Source organism: Streptomyces sp. NPDC001549, assembly GCF_042894025.1.
GTDB lineage: Bacteria > Actinomycetota > Actinomycetes > Streptomycetales > Streptomycetaceae > Streptomyces > Streptomyces kutzneri.
Map to the genome: position 1 here is coordinate 103151 of NZ_JBIAVJ010000031.1, position 17953 is coordinate 121103.

General features: G+C 71.4%; 11 protein-coding genes and 4 pseudogenes. 5 read left to right on the top strand and 10 right to left on the bottom strand.

Going from position 1 to position 17953, the window contains the following annotated elements:
- Positions 1 to 24: 24 nt before the first annotated feature.
- From ACFY04_RS36765 to ACFY04_RS36780, 4 genes are all read right to left on the bottom strand, one after another.
- On the bottom strand, positions 25 to 1803 hold the full coding sequence (locus tag ACFY04_RS36765) for a DNRLRE domain-containing protein (protein WP_389123965.1): 1779 nt from the start codon (positions 1801 to 1803) through the stop codon (positions 25 to 27).
- 132 nt (positions 1804 to 1935) lie between these two features.
- Complete coding sequence (locus tag ACFY04_RS36770; RefSeq protein ID WP_389123998.1) at positions 1936 to 3240, bottom strand: alpha/beta fold hydrolase; 1305 nt, start codon at positions 3238 to 3240, stop codon at positions 1936 to 1938.
- Between the two features lie 174 nt (positions 3241 to 3414).
- Complete coding sequence (locus tag ACFY04_RS36775) at positions 3415 to 4500, bottom strand: S-(hydroxymethyl)mycothiol dehydrogenase (protein ID WP_389123968.1); 1086 nt, start codon at positions 4498 to 4500, stop codon at positions 3415 to 3417.
- 73 nt (positions 4501 to 4573) lie between these two features.
- Positions 4574 to 5560, bottom strand: coding sequence for a LysR substrate-binding domain-containing protein (locus tag ACFY04_RS36780; RefSeq protein WP_389123969.1), 987 nt, complete (start codon positions 5558 to 5560; stop codon positions 4574 to 4576).
- A 71-nt stretch (positions 5561 to 5631) separates the two neighbouring features.
- Between ACFY04_RS36780 and ACFY04_RS36785 the strand changes: the two genes are divergently transcribed.
- Both ACFY04_RS36785 and ACFY04_RS36790 read left to right on the top strand, forming a co-directional pair.
- Positions 5632 to 6540 (top strand): dihydrodipicolinate synthase family protein, encoded by a 909-nt coding sequence (locus tag ACFY04_RS36785; protein ID WP_389123971.1) that lies wholly within the window; start codon positions 5632 to 5634, stop codon positions 6538 to 6540.
- 394 nt (positions 6541 to 6934) lie between these two features.
- The gene (locus ACFY04_RS36790; RefSeq protein ID WP_389123974.1) at positions 6935 to 7633 is read left to right on the top strand and encodes a transglycosylase SLT domain-containing protein; all 699 of its coding nucleotides are present in this window, start codon (positions 6935 to 6937) and stop codon (positions 7631 to 7633) included.
- A gap of 25 nt (positions 7634 to 7658) precedes the next feature.
- Here the strand turns inward: ACFY04_RS36790 and ACFY04_RS36795 are convergent, their stop codons facing one another.
- From ACFY04_RS36795 to ACFY04_RS36805, 3 genes and pseudogenes are all read right to left on the bottom strand, one after another.
- Positions 7659 to 8564 (bottom strand): phytoene/squalene synthase family protein, encoded by a 906-nt coding sequence (locus ACFY04_RS36795; protein ID WP_389123977.1) that lies wholly within the window; start codon positions 8562 to 8564, stop codon positions 7659 to 7661.
- Between the two features lie 53 nt (positions 8565 to 8617).
- Complete coding sequence (locus ACFY04_RS36800) at positions 8618 to 10336, bottom strand: serine/threonine-protein kinase (RefSeq protein ID WP_389123978.1); 1719 nt, start codon at positions 10334 to 10336, stop codon at positions 8618 to 8620.
- Positions 10337 to 10363: 27 nt separating this feature from the next.
- Positions 10364 to 11161: pseudogene (locus ACFY04_RS36805) on the bottom strand (peptide-N4-asparagine amidase); the annotation flags it as partial.
- 310 nt (positions 11162 to 11471) lie between these two features.
- On the opposite strand from ACFY04_RS36805, the gene ACFY04_RS36810 reads away from it, so the two are divergent.
- Positions 11472 to 12596 carry an IS630 family transposase gene (locus ACFY04_RS36810; protein WP_389123981.1) on the top strand — a complete coding sequence of 375 codons (1125 nt, stop codon included), beginning with the start codon at positions 11472 to 11474 and terminating at the stop codon, positions 12594 to 12596.
- Between the two features lie 26 nt (positions 12597 to 12622).
- Here the strand turns inward: ACFY04_RS36810 and ACFY04_RS36815 are convergent, their stop codons facing one another.
- Positions 12623 to 12829 (bottom strand): orotidine 5'-phosphate decarboxylase / HUMPS family protein, encoded by a 207-nt coding sequence (locus tag ACFY04_RS36815; RefSeq protein WP_389123983.1) that lies wholly within the window; start codon positions 12827 to 12829, stop codon positions 12623 to 12625.
- 98 nt (positions 12830 to 12927) lie between these two features.
- Positions 12928 to 14805, bottom strand: coding sequence for an FG-GAP-like repeat-containing protein (locus ACFY04_RS36820; RefSeq protein ID WP_389123985.1), 1878 nt, complete (start codon positions 14803 to 14805; stop codon positions 12928 to 12930).
- Positions 14806 to 15125: 320 nt separating this feature from the next.
- On the opposite strand from ACFY04_RS36820, the pseudogene ACFY04_RS36825 reads away from it, so the two are divergent.
- Positions 15126 to 15239, top strand: a pseudogene (locus ACFY04_RS36825) (IS630 family transposase); the annotation flags it as partial.
- A gap of 160 nt (positions 15240 to 15399) precedes the next feature.
- Here the strand turns inward: ACFY04_RS36825 and ACFY04_RS36830 are convergent.
- Positions 15400 to 16672, bottom strand: a pseudogene (locus ACFY04_RS36830) (IS701 family transposase).
- 879 nt (positions 16673 to 17551) lie between these two features.
- On the opposite strand from ACFY04_RS36830, the pseudogene ACFY04_RS36835 reads away from it, so the two are divergent.
- A pseudogene (locus tag ACFY04_RS36835) lies at positions 17552 to 17830 on the top strand (IS630 family transposase); the annotation flags it as partial.
- Positions 17831 to 17953: the final 123 nt, after the last annotated feature.

Sequence of the window (17953 nt, forward strand, 5' to 3'; positions counted from 1 at the left end):
CCGGCCCGGCCGGTCGACGCGGGATCAGCCGATCGGCCGCGGGCTCGCGTCGATCCCGGTGGCCGTCGCCCGGAACCAGACGGCCTTGCCGTCGGCGCCGACGGCGGACAGGTCGACCAGACCGTCGCGGTCGAAGTCGCCCGCCGAGACCAGCGTCGGGTAGGCCGTCCGGCCGATGCCCGAGCCGATCTTCACGCGCTGCGCCGTGCCCCAGCTCGTGGGGTCGAGGTGCCCGGCGGCGTTCTTGGCCCCCTTCACGGCGAACAGGTCGCCCGAGGCGTCGTCGCGCACCCACAGGTCGGTGGCGCCGTCGCCGTCGGTGTCGCCCGGGACGAGGACCGAGACGGTGTCCCAGCCGCCGTCGCCGACGAGGACCGGGCCGCCGTTCATGTCGAGGTAGCCGGAGCGGCTGCCCGTGTACGCCCAGAGCCGCGCGCCCTGCTTGACCAGCAGGTCGGGCTCGCCGTCGCCGTTGAAGTCACCCGCGTCGGCGATGTCCTCGGCATGGGACCAGTGGTCGTCGCCGGTCCACGCCGGGTTGTCGTTGACGCACCCCGCGTCCGGATCCGCGACCGGGCAGAAGACGCTCAGCACGATGCCGTCGTGCGGACGGACGCTGCCGAGACCGTCGTTGGGGAGGAGCCGGAGCTGCTTCGCCCTGATCCCCTCGTTGGGCTCGAGGACCAGCAGGTCGTTGTAGCCGTCCTCGCCCCAGTCCCCGCCGGCGGCGATCCGGGTTCCCGGGGCGAAGGACGCCCCGCCGTCGACGGCCGGGGCGAAGGTGCCATCGGCCCGGCCGGCTGAGAAACGGAGCCTGCCGCCCGCGTCCAGGGTCCACAGGTCGCGCAGTCCGTCGCCGTTCAGGTCGTCGGCGGCGTCGCGGACCCCGCCGTTCCCGAGGGCCCAGAGGTGGTACACGGCCTGGTCCGAACGGCGCCCGGCCTTGTCGACGCTGTACGCGTAGATCATGTGGGGACCGGAGCCGGTCGGCGTGATCACGACCGCGGCGCCCGGTGCCACGGTGACCTCGCGGGAGTCGAAGGTCGACCAGTAGACGATCTTCTCGAGGTTGACGGCGCCACCGGTACCGAAGGTGAACGTGCCCGGGGTGCGGGCCTTGCCGGTGTTGGCGGGGGCCCCGTTCGAGGCGTCGGGGAACTCGGGGGAGCTGATCACCGGCGGCACGGGGCGGCCGATGGTGGTCTCCAGCTTCGCGCTCGCCGGGGCGAAGCGCTTCCAGGCCGAGGAGTCGGACTCGTCCGCGGCGAACAGACCGACGGTGACGGAGGCCTGGGACGTGGCCGCCGCCTCCTTCACCAACGCGGTGGCGTCGAATTCGAGGTCGCCCGCCGCGCAGCCCTCACGGCCCCTGGCGTCCGTCACCGTCGCCAGCCGGACGGCCTTGGCGGGCTGGTTCTTCCACGTGGTCTTCGCCGAGACCTCGCCGACGCTCCACAGCTCCACCGGACGGCCCGTGCAGGACGCGGCCCCCGTGTTGGTGATCCGGAAGGTCGCCTTGGAGACCGTGGCGCCCTTGAGCGCGCCGGTGTCCAGGCGGAGGTACGCGCGGGACAGACCCTCGGCGCCGCCCTCGTTGCCGACGCGCAGGTCGTCGGCGGTGTTCCAGTAGGAGCGGTTCGGGTTCTTCTTGGACACGCGCGTCCAGGCCTGTGCGCCGACGGGGGTCTCCCCCGCCCCCGCGGCGCTGCCGGCGGGCGCAGCGACGGCGGTCGTCGCCGTTCCTGCCACCACGCCGGTCACGGCCAGTCCGCCGGCCAGGGCCAGCGAGACGGCGCTCGACATCCTTCTCAGCATGCACGCTCCACACATTGGTCGGTTCCTCGGGTACGAGGCCCCACCCTAACCGTGTGATCAACTTCTGCCGGAACGATTTATCGAGGCCCCCATCACATCCCTGACCTGCGCGGACACCGGTTACGCCTCGTCGCGGACCAGGGCCAGCAGCCGGTCCAGGACGCGGGTGCCGCCGGCGCGGACGCCGTCGTGCTCGAACTCGTCCGTCACCCAGGTCCGCAGGCCCCGGACGGACCGGGCCGTCTCCAGCGAGTGCGCGGTGTCCACGTACATGTCGTCGTGGTAGACGGCGGCGGCCACCGGCACCTCGTTGGCGGCCAGGCGCGCCGGGTCGTAGAGCCGCTGCCAGCCGGTGCGGGCGGCCAGCAGATCCGCGGTCTCGCGCAGCGGGGCGAGGGACGGGTCGGTGGTGAAGTGCCAGGGGTGGATGGTCTCGCCGGTGAAGAGCAGCGGCTCGTCGCCGGCGAGCGTCTTGCCGGCGTCGAAGCGGGGGTGGCCGGCGCGTACGCGTTCGGCGGCCCACGCGGTGGGGGTGGCGGGGTCCTGGGCGTAGATCGCCTCGTGGACCAGCGCGTAGAGGGGGTGCCCGGCGAAGGAGAGCTGGGCGCGGACGCCCTCCAGGAAGGCGTCGGAGAGGGCGGGTCCCGCGGGGGTCGGCACGAAGGCGTCCTCCAGCAGGTAGTGGAGCTGGTGGCTGCCGTCGCCCCCGCCGAGGAGGATGCCGAGCGACTGGAAGCCCTCGACGGTGAGGCGGTGGCCGCCGGGGAGTTCGGCCGGGTGCTCCGCGAGGTGGGCGGCGATCCGGCGGGCGCGCTCGGCGTCCATCGGGTACCGGGCGTAGTGGGCCAGGTTCTTGCGCTCGATGCGGGGGTACGCGGCCTCGTACACCTCGTCGGCGGTGGCGGTCAGCGACGGGAGGCCGCCGGTGATCAGGGCGGCGGTGAGGCCCTCGGGCGCGGTGCAGAGGTAGTGGGTCGCGCAGAAGCCGCCGAAGCTCTGGCCGAGCACGGTCCAGGGCGTGCCGCCGGTCAGGCCGGGGCGGATGGCCTCGGCGTCGCGCACGATGGAGTCGGCGCGGAAGTGGGCGAGGTACTCCGCCTGCTGCGCGGGGGTGCCGCGCAGGGGCAGGGTCTGCCGGTTCACCGGGGTGGAGCGGCCGGTTCCGCGCTGGTCGAGGAGCAGGACCCGGTACTCGGCCAGTGCGCGCTCCAGCCAGGCCTGGCGGCCGATGAAACGGCGGGCGCCGAAGCCCGGACCGCCCTCCAGGTAGAGCAGCCACGGCAGCGCCTCGGGGTCCTTGCCGGCGGCCACGACCTCCCGGGCGTACAGCTCGATCCGCTCCCCGTCCGGGCGCGCGTGGTCCAGGGGGACGGAGAACCGGTGGTCGGTGAGGACCGTGCCGGGCTGGCGGTAGCTGTGTGCGATGGTCACGGACGGCCCCCAGGGGTACGAGGAGATGAAGGACCGCGCCCCGGCCGGGTGGCGGCGGGGGCGCGGGGGTTGCGGCGGTCCGAGTCTAGGCAGGACCGGACCGGCCGGGCCGACCCGATCCGACCCGGCCGGGCGTAACGGGCGGGCCGGGTCGGGTCGGACGGGGTGTCAGAACTCGACGACCGAGCGGAGGACCTCGCCGCGTTCCATCCGGGCGAAAGCGTCCTCGACGCCGTCGAGCGGGATGGTCTCGGAGACGAAGGCGTCCAGGTCGAGTCGGCCTTGCAGGTAGAGGTCGACGAGTAGCGGGAAGTCGCGCTCGGGCAGGCAGTCCCCGTACCAGGAGGACTTCAGGGCGCCGCCGCGGCCGAAGACGTCGAGGAGCGGGAGTTCGAGCTTCATCTCCGGGGTCGGTACGCCCACCAGGACCACCGTCCCGGCCAGGTCGCGCGCGTAGAAGGCCTGCTGGTAGGTCTCGGGGCGGCCGACGGCGTCGATGACCACGTCCGCGCCGTTGCCGCCGGTCAGGGCCTGGACGGCCTTGACCACGTCCTCCGTGCGCCCGTTGACGGTGTGGGTGGCGCCCAGGCCCCGGGCCCACTCCAGCTTCCGGTCGTCGATGTCGACCGCGATGATCCGCGAGGCGCCGGCGAGGCGGGCTCCGGCCACGGCCGCGTTGCCCACTCCCCCGCAGCCGATGACGGCGACGGAGTCGCCCCGCCCGACGTTGCCGGTGTTCAGGGCGGCGCCGAGACCGGCCATCACGCCGCAGCCGAGGAGTCCGGCGGCGGCCGGGGCGGCCGCCGGGTCCACCTTGGTGCACTGGCCGGCCGCGACCAGGGTCTTCTCGGCGAAGGCGCCGATGCCGAGGGCCGGGGAGAGCGGGGTGCCGTCCTCCAGGGTCATGGGCTGGGTGGCGTTGTGCGTGGCGAAGCAGTACCACGGGCGTCCGCGCTTGCAGGCGCGACAGGTGCCGCACACCGCACGCCAGTTGAGGATCACGAAGTCGCCGGGGGCCACGGAGGTGACGTCCGGGCCGACCGATTCGACGACCCCGGCGGCCTCGTGGCCGAGCAGGAAGGGGAACTCGTCGTTGATGCCGCCCTCACGGTAGTGCAGGTCGGTGTGGCAGACGCCGCAGGCCTGCACCCGGACGAGAGCCTCGCCGGGTCCCGGGTCGGGCACGAGGATCGTGGTCGTCTCCACCGGTGCGCCCTTGCTCCGGGCGATGACCCCTCGTACGCGATGTGTCACGTCGTACCCCGCTCTGATCGTATCCGTCTGGATCAACGAACGTACACGGACGGCACGCGGTAAGGGAGTTGTGTCACGTTCCGGCGCGCGACCCGGCCAGATCCGGCGGTACGGCGGCCCGGAGTGCCGCGCCGAAGGCCGCCACGGCCGGGTGCGCGCCGGCTCCGCTGCGGAAGGCGAGGTTGGTACGGCGCTCCATGAGCAGGCGGGTGAGGCGTACGGCCGGATCGGGCGGTCCCGTGACCCCGAGCTGCGGTACGACGGCCACCCCCTGGCCCGCCGCGACGAGGGCGAGCACGGTGGCGAACTCGTCGACCTGGTGGCGGACCCGCGGGGTGAAACCGGCGGCCTGGCAGGCCCGGACGGTCATGGCGTGGCAGAGGGTGCCGGGGGTGGCGGTGATCCAGGGCGCCCCGGCGTGCGTCCGCAGGACCGCGCCCTGGTCGGATCCCCCGGACTCGGCGGGTCCCCCGGGAGGGGCGGGGGCCTGGGCGGGGGCCTGGGCGGGGGCCTGGGCGGGGACCCCGGCGGCGGGCGCGGCCAGATACATCGCCTCGCCGTAGAGCGGTTCGGTGGCCAGTCCCGGCTCGGGCTCGGCGGGTACGAAGTCGTACTCGTGCACCAGGGCCACGTCCAGGTCCCCGGCCCGCAGGGCGTGTGCCACCGCCGCCGGGTCCGTCTCCGAGACCATCGGCTCCAGCCCCGGGTGGCGCCGGGCGAGGGCGGTCAGCGCGGCCGGGACGATGGCCCGGGTGGCGGTGGGGAAGGCGCCGATCCGCAGGGCTCCGGCCAGGCCCCCGCGCGCTTCGGCGAGGTCGGCGTCGGCCTGTTCCAGCCGTTCGAGGACCGCCTCGGCGTGTCCGACCAGGTTCTGGCCGGCCGGGGTGAGGCGGACCCCGCGGCCGGTGCGCTCCAGCAGGGGCAGGCCGGCCTCCCGTTCGAGGACGCCGAGCTGCTGGGAGACCGCCGAAGGGCTGAAGCTGAGGGCCTCGGCGACAGCGGCGATGGTGCCGCGGCGGGCGAGTTCGCGCAGCAGGCGCAGGCGTCGTACGTCGAGCATCGGCTCAGCTTACGGGTTGGGTAAGGAACGCGAACTGGATTTGACCCTTCGGACGGGCAAGGCTCGTGGGCATGGCACAGGACATCGCACAGAACCTCCCGTTGCACGGGATCCACGTACCGCTCGTCACTCCCTTCACCCGCGCCGGGAACGTCGCCGCCGAGGCGCTGGAGGCGCTCGCCCACGAGGTGCTCGACGCGGGCGCCACCGGCATCGTCGCGCTCGGCACCACCGCGGAGGCGGCCGGCCTCGACGAGGCGGAGCGCGACCTCGTCACCGGGGTGTGCGCCCGGGTCTGCGGGGAGCGGGGCGCGCCGCTCGTCGTCGGCGCGGGGGCCGGCGGCACCCGGGCCGCCGAGGCCTCGCTGGCCCGGCTGACCCGGTGGCCCGAGGTGCGGGCGGCGCTGGTGACCGTGCCGCCGTTCGTCCGTCCCCCGGCGGCCGGGGTGCTGGCGCACTTCGCGCGGCTGGCCGGGGTGAGCCCGGTACCGCTGATCGTTTATCACATCCCGTACCGGACCGGGCAGCCCCTGGACGCGGCCGCGCTGCGGGCGCTCGGGGCGCTGCCGGGGGTGGCCGGCATGAAGTACGCGGGCGGTGGCATCGGCGAGGACGCGGTGGCGCTGCTCGGTGACCTGCCGGCCGGGTTCGAGGTGCTGGCCGGTGACGACGCGTACCTGTCCCCGCTGCTGGCGCTGGGTGCGGTGGGCGGGATCCTGGCCTCGGCGCATCTGGCGACCGACCGCTTCGCGGAGCTTGCCGCGGCGTGGCGGGCGGGCGACGTGGCCCGGGCACGGCCGCTGGGGCACGCGCTGGCCCGGATGTCGGCGGCGGCTTTCGCCGAGCCCAATCCGGCGGTCCTCAAGGGTGTCCTGCACGCCCAGGGGCGGATCCCGACCCCGGACGTCCGGCTGCCGCTGCTGCCGGCCTCGCAGGGGGCGGTGGAGGCCGTGGCGGCCGCCCTGGAGCGGCTGGCGTGACCCTGGGGCGCACACCGGCCGGCGATCCGCCGGAAAGGATCCCGAATGGGCGATTCGCCGCCTACGAGCAACTCGCCCGAATCAGGCACCCGGAGAGCGGACTTGCCCGTATTGGCCACCCGGCCGGCGACCCGTGATGTGAGCCACACCGAACACGTCAACATCATTTCCGGAAGACAGCCGATTCCCTTTTCCCGGAAAGGGAATCGGCTATTACGCGGATACCCCTTCAAGGTCATTTACCCGGCTGATAGCGAGATGTCGATCTATCGGTGGAATTCGGGTCTTGTTCCCGCGCGGCGGGCTCGCCTACGGTCACCTCGTTCCTGGTGGTCAGCTGCCGAATACGGCCGCCGCCCGGGATCTCCCGTCCCCCCACGTGAGGAATTCCGCCATGCCTGCAAAGGGTAAGCACCGTCGGCCGAAGCACCACCGGATCACCCGCAAGCTGGCTCTGGCCGGCACCGGTGGCGCGGCCCTCACTCTCCCGCTGATCAGTGCGACCACCGCCGGGGCGGTGGAGACGGCCGCCGCCCCCACGACGTATTCCGTGGTCGCGGGCGACACCCTTTCGGAGATCGCGGCGGATCATTCCCTGAGCGGCGGCTGGCAGCAGCTCTACGCGGCGAACCGGAGCGTCATCGGCGACAACCCGTCGATCATCCGGCCCGGCGTCAAACTGAAGCTCGGCACCCCGGCGGAGACCGAGCGCGCGAGCAGGTCCGCCGCCCGGACCACCCTCAAGCCCGCCGCCAAGCCCGCCACCGCCTACCCGAACAATCTCGACGGGTGGATCCGCGAGTCCCTCGCCGTCATGGCCAAGCACGGTATTCCCGGCTCCTACAACGGAATTCACCGCAATGTGATGCGGGAGTCCTCGGGCAATCCGCTGGCGATCAACAACTGGGACATCAACGCCCGGAACGGCATCCCGTCCAAGGGGCTGCTCCAGGTCATCGATCCGACCTTCCGCGCCTACCACGTGCCCGGCACGTCGCAGAACTCCTACGACCCGGTCGCCAACATCACGGCCGCCTGCAACTACGCGGCGGCGCGCTACGGCTCGATCGACAACGTCAACGGGGCCTACTAGGAGCCGGAGAACTCCCCGCGCCGGTTCACACCGGACGACGCCGGGCGGCGCGGACGAGGATCCGCAGGGGCGCCGCCAGGCCGTAGCCGATGTCCCGGCGCAGGGCGGTGACCCCCGCCCGCTCCACGGCGTTCAGCTGGTGCGCCATCAGCTCCGTCATCGTCGCGATGACGGGACGCAGCCCGGGTTCGGCGAGGCCGCCGATCCCGTGGGCGGCGTCCAGGGCCGTACGGGCACGCCGGCACTCGGCGGCCAGCAGAGCCCGCACGGCCGGGGTGTCGCGGGCCTGTTCCAGGTCGGCGCGGGTCACCGAATGCTCGTCGAGCCGGGCGCGCGGGATGCAGAGCCTGCCGTCCGCCAGGTCCCCGCGGAGATCGGCGAGGAAGTCCACGCGCTGGGCGGCGTCGACGAACCGCCGCCAGCCCGCGGCCTGTTCCGGGTCGGGGCCGCCCTGGTACTGCAGTCCGGTGAAGACCAGCACCCCCGGCCACGCGTAGGCGTCGAGGTAGGCCTGGAAGTCCTCCTCCGCGGCGAAGCCGTCGAAGCCGGCCTCGGCGGTGGCGGCGCCCTCCAGGAAGCGGGAGACCCAGTGCGGGGGCAGGCCGCGGGCGTCCACCGCGTGCGCGTAGGCCCGCAGGAGGGGATCGGGGCTGTCCCCGGTCTTCAGGGCCGCCGCCACCCGCTCGGACAACGCGGCGAGACCGGCGGCCCGTTGCTGCGGGGTACCGGTCTCGGCGACGTCGTCGACCAGGTTCATGAAGGCGAGACCCGCGGCGAGAGCGGGCACCAGCGGCGGCGCGGCGAGCAGCCGCAGCGCCAGGTACGGGGCGGGTTCGCGGCGGAGCACCCGGCGCGCGGCGTGGGTGTAGTCGTCGCGCAGCCGGGGGCCGGATATGCCGGCCCCCGTGAGGGTGGTGCGCCAGCTGGGCATCGTGGTCGTGCTCCTGAACGTGTCGGACCGTACATGCGTACGGGTACACGGTGTCAGAACGGGGTGACCTTCTTGACCTTGCCGTCGATACCGGCGAGTACGTAGCCGCCGCGACCGTACTCGTCGGTGATGTAGGGCCGCATGCAGGGGACCTGGTCCATCATCCAGGGCTCGACGATCACATAGGTCGAGGTCGGCTTCTCGATCTTCAGCTCCTTCTTGGACTGCTCCAGCAGGCCGGGCAGCGCGTCCCAGTTGACGGTGGCCATGTCGATGAGCGGCTCGCCCTCCTCGACCGTGCCGTCCGGGCCGGTGCGCTTGGCGGCGCCGTCGCGGTACTGCCAGGCGTCGACGGTCTCGGCGCCGGGGGCGGTGGGGATCGAGGCGAGGACGTAGCCCTCGTAGACCTTGAGGTCCACGAAGGTGGTGGTACCGGTCTTCTCCTTGAGCGCGTCCAGGGCGATCCGGATGTTCTGCGGGGTGAGCATGCTGCCGCGGGCCGTGTCGGCCTTGGAGGTACTCGCCTTGGCGCCGGGGGTGGAGGCCGGAGTACCGCCCGGGGTGGCGACGGCGGGCCGGGTGGCGCGGGAGTCGGCCGCGTCGTCGTCCCCGGAGTTCCCGTCGGGCATCAACTGGACGATCCCGACGACCGCGGCCGCCAGCACCGCCGTGAGCGCGGCGCCGATCAGGGCCGGGCGCCTGCGCGGTGCGGGCGTCAGTCCGACGGGGGTGGTGGGGGCCGCGTAGGGAGAGGCGCCCTGACCGAACGGCGGCGGGGTGGGCGCGCCGTACGGGCCGCCGTACGGACCGTACTGACCCGGGGCGACAGGCGCGGCCGCCACAGCCGGAACGGCCGGCGAGGCCGGCGCCGAGACGGCCGGCGCGGCGACGACCGGCGCGGCGCCCGACCCGTAGCCGGATCCGAGAGCGGCGCTCGCGTCCCGGAGCAGTTGTTCCAGCTGTGCCCCGTCGGGCCGCGCGGCCGGGTCCCGTACGAGCAGCCGTTCCAGTACGGGCGCCAGCGGGCCGGAGCGCACGGGCGCCGGGATCGGCTCGTCGAGCACCGCGACGACCGTGGCCAGGCTGGTGGCCCGGCGCAGCGGGTGGACCCCCTCCGCGGCCACGTAGAGCAGCATGCCCAGCGACCACAGGTCGGAGGCGGCCAGCCCCTCCTCCCCGCGGACGCGTTCGGGCGCGATGTACTCGGGCGAGCCGATCAGCACGCCGGTCGAGGTGAGCGCGGTCGATCCGTGCAGGGCCGCGATGCCGAAGTCGGTGAGCACGGCGGACCCGCTGGGGCGCAGCAGCACGTTGGCCGGTTTCACGTCGCGGTGGAGCACCCCCTCGGCGTGCGCGGCGCGCAGCGCGGAGAGCACGTCGAGGCCGAGCCGCAGCACGTCGGCGGTCGGCATCGGCCCGGACGCCAGCCGGTCGTGCAGGGAGCCGCCCTGGACCAGCTCCATGACGATCCACGGGTGTCCGTCCGCGCCCTCGGGGGGCTCGACGATGTGGTGGATCGTCACCACGTGGGGGTGGGCGAGGCGGGCGAGGGCGCGCGCCTCGCGGACGGCCCGTTCGCGCAGCTGGTCGGCGAGATCGGGTTGGGCTGCGGCGGTCGCCGGGTCCGGCGGGCGCACCTCCTTGAGCGCGACCTCGCGGTGCAGGGCGATGTCGCGGGCGCGCCACACCGTGCCCATGCCCCCGCTGCCCAGGGGTGTGACCAGCTCGAAACGGCCGTCGATCAGCTGTCTGCCGGCCTCACTCGTATCCATGGCCGCTCATCGTAGGGGGCGGCCGGCTCAGCAGTGTCGGCGGTCCACCGTCAGCGTGCCCTGAGCGGTGTCGACCGTCCGGTCGTAACAGCCGCCGGGCACTGCGGACCCGTACAACCGGTAGCGGGCGGAGGTGGTGGCGACCGCGTGCCGCTGGTCGCGCGGAACGTTCGCGGTGTAGGTGGCGTCGCCCGTGTACCGGTCGTCGAGCCGGGAGCCGTCGACGGCCTTGCCGCCGCGCAGGGTGACGGTGTCGGCGCGGTCGCCGAGCGAGAGGACGGTACGCAGCCGGTCGCCGGCGCCGAGGGTGGTCTCGCCGTCCATCGTGTAGGTGCGGTCGGTCCAGGTGGTGGTGGGCCCTCGCGTCACGCTCTCCTCGTCGGTCCAGGTCGCGGTGAGCGCGTCCTGGTTCTCGCCGTCGGTCCACCGGTGCGCGGAGGTGCCCCGTACGGCGCGGGTGACGGTGGTGGCCACGCGGCCGTGGGAGGTGTTCAGGTGCCCGGCCACGGTCAGCCGGTGTCCGTCCCCGGTGTCCAGGCGGTGCTGTCCACCGGGGGCCGCGGGCGTCCAGCGGGAGTGGCCGGCCGGATCGCTCCGCTCGTACCGGGTCAGGGCGCCGGTGACGACCTCCCTGGCCTCGTCCTGCCAGAGCAGCAGGTTGGTGGGGGTGCTCCAGCCGGTCTGTCCGGCGGGAACCCCGGCGACGGAGACCTCGATCCGGTGCGGACGGCCGTCGTTGAGGAGGGCGGCGTAGGGGGTGAGGTCGTAGCGGATCGGCTGGACGTCGAAGGCGCGCGGGCCGGGGGTGACGTACCAGAGGAAGGGAACAGGTAGCAGTAAGGGAGTACGTCTGACCTGCGATTTCACAGCAATCCCTCGGGATATCACCACACTTGGTGTGCCCGGAGTAGCCCCAGGTCACCCCGTGGATTCCCCGATCTCGCGCACCGCCAGGTGCCCGGGAGTGCCCGAAATCCGACGGTGCGTCAGAACCCAGGGGCGCGTCCTCATGCCGCCCCGATGGGGCCGCTGCGGTCCCTAGTGCTCTGACCGCATGGGTTCACCGGGTTGGCGGTGGCACGGTCCGGACCGGTTGGATGCGGGCGGACAGACATCCAGGGTGCGGGGAGGCGTGGTGGCGGAGCCGGTCAGGGTCCGGAGACTGACAGATCTGGAAGGCCAGCAGTTACAGCGGATCGTGCGCCACGGCAGTACCAGTACGGTGCGCTACCGGCGCGCGATGATGCTGCTGGCTTCAGCCGGCGGCAACCGAGTACCGGTGATCGCCCAGCTGGTGCAGGCCGACGAGGACACAGTCCGCGATGTGATCCACCGATTCAACGAGATCGACCTGGCCTGCCTGGACCCTCGGTGGGCGGGAGGCCGTCCCCGCCAGCTCAGCACTGATGACGAGGACTTCGTCATCCAGACGGCCACCACCCGCCCGACCAAGCTCGGCCAGCCCTTCACCCGCTGGTCGATCCGCAAACTCGCCGCCTACCTGCGACGCATCCACGGCCGGTTGATCCGCATCGGCCGCGAGGCCCTGCGCTGCCTTCTCGCCCGTCGCGGGATTACCTTCCAGCGCACCAAGACGTGGAAGGACTCCACCGACCCCAACCGCGACGCCAAACTCGACCGGATCGAGTACGTCCTGGACCACTTCCCCGACCGGGTCTTCGCCTTCGATGAGTTCGGACCGCTCGGCATCCGCCCCACCGGCGGCTCCTGCTGGGCCAAGCCGGGCCGGCCCGACCGGGTCCCGGCGACCTACCACCGCACGCATGGGGTCACCTATTTGCACGGCTGCTACTCGGTCGGCGACGACACCCTGTGGGGCGTCAACCGCCGCCACAAGGGCGCCGCCCAGTCCCTGGCCGCGCTGAAATCCATCCGGTCAGCACGCCCCGACGGCGCCCCGATCTACGTGATCCTGGACAACCTCTCCGCCCACAAGGGAGCGAAGATCCGCAAGTGGGCGCGGAAGAACAAGACCGAGCTCTGCTTTACTCCGACCAATGCCTCCTGGGCGAACCCGATCGAGGCGCACTTCGGACCGCTGCGGCAATTCACCCTGGCGAACTCCAACCACCCAAACCACACCGTCCAGACCCGCGCATTGCACGCCTATCTGCGCTGGCGCAACGCCAACGCCCGCCACCCCGACGTCCTGGCCGCCCAACGCAAAGAACGCGCCCGCATCCGCAGCGAGAAGGGCATCCGCTGGGGCAGCCGGCCGCACTCGCTGGCAGCGGCCTGACCATCCAGTCCGGTGATCGTTTCCGCTCACAGCTCCAGGTCGGCGCGGACGAGCCGGAATGCCGCGGCCCGGTCCGCGGCACGGGTGACCGTCCGGCCCATGACAACATGTGACGCACCAGCGGCAATGGCAGCACCCAGTGTGCCGGGCCGGGCGTGCTCACCTGCGGACTCACCAGAAAGCGCGACTCCCGGCGTGACGATCAGGGAGCTGTCTCCCAGCACACCACGCACTGGCCCGGCTTCCTACGGCGGTGAGATCACGCCGTAGGAAGCCAGCGCCTTCGGCCGGCCGGGCCAGCCGCAACCGTGCTCGTGCTCGTTGCGGCCGGTCAGCTCATGGACTGAACGGCGGCCCAGCCGTTCGGGGCCACCTCGGTCCTGGCTCCGTCGCCGGTTCCCTGTGCGGTGCCCGCGTAGAAGAGCAGCGCCCCGGTGTCGGTCGTCGCCCACATGTCGGCCTTGCCGTCGAGGTTCGCGTCACCGCCGCTGGTGATCAGCGGCCGGTTGGTCTTGTAGTCGCGGCCGTACTCGACACGGTCCGTGAACGGGAATGTGCCCGTGCCGCTGCCCCGGTACAGCCACAGCTGTCCGTCCTCCGCGTCACGGGCCAAGAGGTCCGGTCGGCCGTTGCGGTCGGAGTCGCCCGGAGCGGCCATCATCATGTCCTTCCAGCCTCCGGTGCCGATCTCGACCGCGGCCTTCACGGACGGCTCCGCGCCGCGGACTCCGTCGTAGCGGTAGAGCTTGTCACCGGACACGGCGACCAGGTCCGGGTACCCGTCGCCGGAGATGTCGCCGGTGGCGAGGATCCTGGTGTCGGTCGGCACGCCGGTGGCGAGCTTGAAGTGGCCGGCGATGGTGCCCCCGCCACGGTTGCGGAAGAGCCTGAGTTCGCTGCCGACGCGGGCCACGATGTCCTCCCGGCCGTCGTCGGTCCAGTCCCCGCGGTGGGTCACCGAGGCACCGGACCAGCCGGACTGGCCGATGACCACCGGCGCGCCCAGCCCGCCCTTGCCGTCGCCTGGATGGAGGCGCAGCGTGCCGCCCGCGATGGCGAGGAGGTCGGGCTTCGCGTCGCCGTCGAGGTCACCGGGAGTGCCCAGGTAGGTGATGACCGGAGCGTGGTCCGAGACCGAACTGGGGGGATTGGACTGCTCGTCACCTTCCATCCGGGTCGTGTCCATCAGTGACTGATCGACTTGGCAGCTGGTGAAACGGGGAGCCGTTCGCCTGGTGGTGAAGACGTGGTCCAGCCAGTACCGGCTCGGGGCGGCGTTCCCGGGCTTCCATGTCTGGTGGGTGTGGGCGTCGTTCGCGCAGCGGTCGAGCTTGCCCGCGAAGGGCTCCAGGGTCGCCGATGCCGCGGTGGCGTTGAGATCGCCGCCGAGGACCAGGCCGGCGCCGATGTCGGTGGCGAGGGTGGATGTGAGGGTGCGCGACTCGATCGTCCTGAGCGCCTCGTAGATGGGCTTGTCCTTGACTCCGGCGGTCAGGTGTGTGGTGCACAGTTTGTCCGGCCGGCCGGTGAGCCGGGCACACAGCAGGGGCCGCTGTTGCGCCCCGTGTGCGGTCGCCTGCGGCTGGTCGAGATTCTTGAGCTCGTCCTCGGTCAGTAGACCCTTGAAGTCCTCGACGGTCAGACCGTTGGGTCGGAGATCGGTGATCTGGACGTCGGAGATCTCTCCCTTGACGGCGAGCAGGACGCCCACGTTGCCGTCGAGCACTCCCCGGCCGCCGTCCCGGCCGGCACAGTTCGCCGGATCCTCACCGCCGGACCGGGGGTTGACCGCGTGGACCATCGTCCACTGTTGTCCGCGCGCGGCGAACTCCTCGGCCAGCCGGTACATGTGGCTGAGCTTGGGCACCTTCGCGGGCTCCACGGCGTCCTTGTCGTACCCGCAGGCCTCCTGGAGCATCAGCACGTCGGCCTGGTGCTTGTCGGCGAGGTCGGCGATGGCGTCGACCTTCCTCCAAGGCTCGTTGCGGTACGGGCAGTAGCCGGGAGTGGTGCCGTCCCGGGTGCCGCCCGCGTCACCGCAGATGTTCCACGAGATCACCCGCAGGCCGCTCGCTGACGGGGTCACCGCCGGGCTCACCGCGCCCTCGGCCTGGGCAGGCGTGGCCGTCAGCAGGGACGCGGCGGCGGCGAGCGCCACGAGCAGTCCGGTCGGCCCGCGCCACTTTCTCAGGCTGGCAGAACCCTTCAAAATCTCTCCCCTTGTCGCTTCCGGACCACCTCCGGTGCAGCCGTGCCCGATCAGTGCGGGAGGCCGGAGGCGGTCCTCCAGGTGGCCGACTGCGCAGCTCTCTACCTGGATCTTGGTCAGGATACGAGCCGCCCTCCGCGCGTCTTCGGGCGGTATCCCGTGATCACCTGCTCTGCGGCTGCGGGCTCCTGCTGTCGACTTCATGCTGTTGAGAGCGGTTTGACCGGATCGGCGCCGCGTGGGTAGCCGCCGTCCGTGACCCCGGCCCTGAGTACCGAGCGGCTGCTTCTGGACTCGGCCAGCCCTTCACCCGCTGGTCGATCCGCAAACTCGCCGCCTACCTGCGATGCATCCACGGCCGGATGATCCACATCGGCCCGCGAGACCCCCTGCGCTGCCTCCTCGACCACCGCGGGATCACCTTCCAGCGCACCCACGCGGCCTGCCGTCGAACCCGGTGAACCTATGCGGTCAGAGCACTAGTAGGGCTTGGTCAGGTTGGGGCTGGTGTGGGCATGCCGCAGTGGCAGGTGGGGCATACGCCGGTCCATGTCGCGAGGAGGGTCTGTAGCTCGCGGACGATGCGGTAGAGGCTCAGGCCGGCGTGGTGTCTTTTGGGGCTCTGGCCAGTCGTTGCAGGGTGCAGAAGGCGTGGGCGACGGAGACGAGGGTGACGTGGTGGTGCCACCCGTTCCAGGTGCGGCCCTCGAAGTGGGCCAGGCCCAACGCCTGCTTCATCTCGCGGTAGTCGTGTTCGATGCGCCAGCGGAGCTTGGCCAGGCGGACCAGTGTGGTTAGCGGGGTGTCGGCGGGTAGGTCGGAGAGCCAGAACTGGACGGGTTCGGCCTGGTCGGCCGGCCACTCGGCCAGGAGCCAGCACTCGGGAAGCTCCGGGCCGTCGACGGCTTGGCGGACCTCGCGTCCGGCAGGACGAATCCGCAAGGTCACGAACCGCGAGTACATCCGCTTGAAGCCACTGCGGCCGGTGCCGGGCCGGGAGCCCTCACGCCACTGCACCGGCTTCGCCGCCTTCCGGCCCGCCCCGATGACCAGCTGTTTCACCGACTGTGGCTTATCCGGGTACTTCGCAACCGGCGGCCGTCCGGTCCCGGAGTACGTCTCGGTCACCGGCCTCGCTCGGCCGGGCTGGGCCGAGAGGGTGGTAGAGATTCCCACGACGTAGTTGAGGCCCTGGGCCTGCAGGCCGTGCCGGAAGGCGGCCGCGTCCCCGTATCCGGCATCCGGCATCCGCAACAGCCAGCGGCACCTCGATGCCCCACGAGCGGGTTTCGTCGGGCATGTCGAGTGCGAGCTGCCACTTCTCCACATGCCCGATGTCCTCGGGAATGCCGCAGGCGGTGCGGCGGGCGACCTTGTCCGGATGCGCCTTCACGGACCCCGGCGCCCAGGTCTCGGGCACGAACAGCCGCCAGTCCACCGCCGCCGAGGCATGATCCGAGGCCAGGTGTAGCGAGACTCCCACCTGGCAGTTGGTGACCTTGCCCGCCGTGCCCGTGTACTGCCGCGACACACACGCCGAGGCATTGCCGTCCTTGAGGAATCCGGTGTCATCGAAGATCGGCACGGTGGGCTGGATCGCCTTCTCCATCCTCCAGGCCAGCCGGGCCCTCACATGCGCTGGATCCCATGGGCTGGTGGTAATGAAGTGGGCCAGCGCCTGTCGGTTCCCGTCCTCACCAAGCCGGGCGGCCATCGGCTCGACCGACTTGCGCTGCCCGTCCGTGAGCAGGCCCCGCAGGTAGACCCGCCCCCACCGACGCTGATCATTACGCGCGAACGGCCCGAAGACCTCTGCCGCAAAGTCCTCCAACTCGCCACGCACAGCAGAAACTTCCTCCGGCGTCACACATCCCCAACGACACACCGAACCCGCAGGACACGCAACACCAACACGAACCTGACCAAGCCCTACTAGCTTCTGCTGAAGCGGCGAGCCCCCGCCATGCGAGAGCTGACGGGGGGCTCGGTCCATCCAGGCCGACGTTGCCTGCAACGTCAGCCGCAATGACCGCTGGGCTCAAATCTTTCGTTGCCGTTCCGGGAGCCGCCCCATTCTATGCAGATTCCGGGGGCGCTCAAGTAAACGGGCCCAGCGTATTTGCTGTAGCTTCCGTAGTCGCGGACCGTGGTATTTCCGCCATCAAGTCTGGATATGTACACTAGAAGGTTTGCTTGGCCAAGACCGGCCGCGGTCTGGGTGATGGCGCAGTTCTTCCCTGTGGCGGATGAATACGTTAAGTAGACCACCGCTTCGATGCCCCCTTGCCAGTCCACAATGTTCAAGTGGCCGATCTCTCGATAACCACTTCCGCACACCCCGTTGTAAGAGCTGGCTGAGGCAGTCGCAGTGCCGGGAAGTGCGATCACAGACCCGGCTGCGAGCATTGCAGACGCACCGAGAACGGCCAGACGCTGCCCGGCTCGCGCGGCACCAACTCTTTTGATCCTCTTACTGAATTCCACTCCAGAGCCTTCTTCCTCTCGCTGATATTTCCCGGCGATGATAAGGCGATGGGAGCTGCGGCGCCAGAGCACCTTTCTGGCACATGGCGTGAATTGATCAAACACCATTGGCTACATGAGAACGCGTCACTCTTCGCTGCCGGGCGCCTTCGCCTTCGCACGTCCTACGGGCTGCTCGGCTGCACTACATGGCGTCAACGCCCCATCCGTAGCGCCCTGGCGACATGCCTGGAACTTTCCACATGCCTCTGACAGTCTGGCCTGGGCGAAGAAGAACAAGGTCGAGTTGTGCCTCACGCCGACGAGCGCGTCGTGGGCCAACCCGATCGAGGCCCAGTTCGGTCCCCTGCGCAACTTCGTCATGGCCAACTCAAACCACCCCAACCACACCGTCCTCGCCCACAAGCTCCAGGACTACCTGCGATGGCGAAACGCCAACGCGCGTCACCCCAACGTCCTGGCCGCCCAGCGCCGCGAACGCGCCAAGGTCCGCAGCGAACGCCAGCAACGCTGGGGCCGCCCACGACCCAAAGCTGCATGACCAAACCCGGCGAACGTTCGTGGCCAACGCACTAGTGTGATGCGCCAGAAATCCTGATGGTTATTTACTACGCTGTTGTCATGTCGCATTCGGGTCCTTCTGCTGTGGAGATCACGCTGTCCG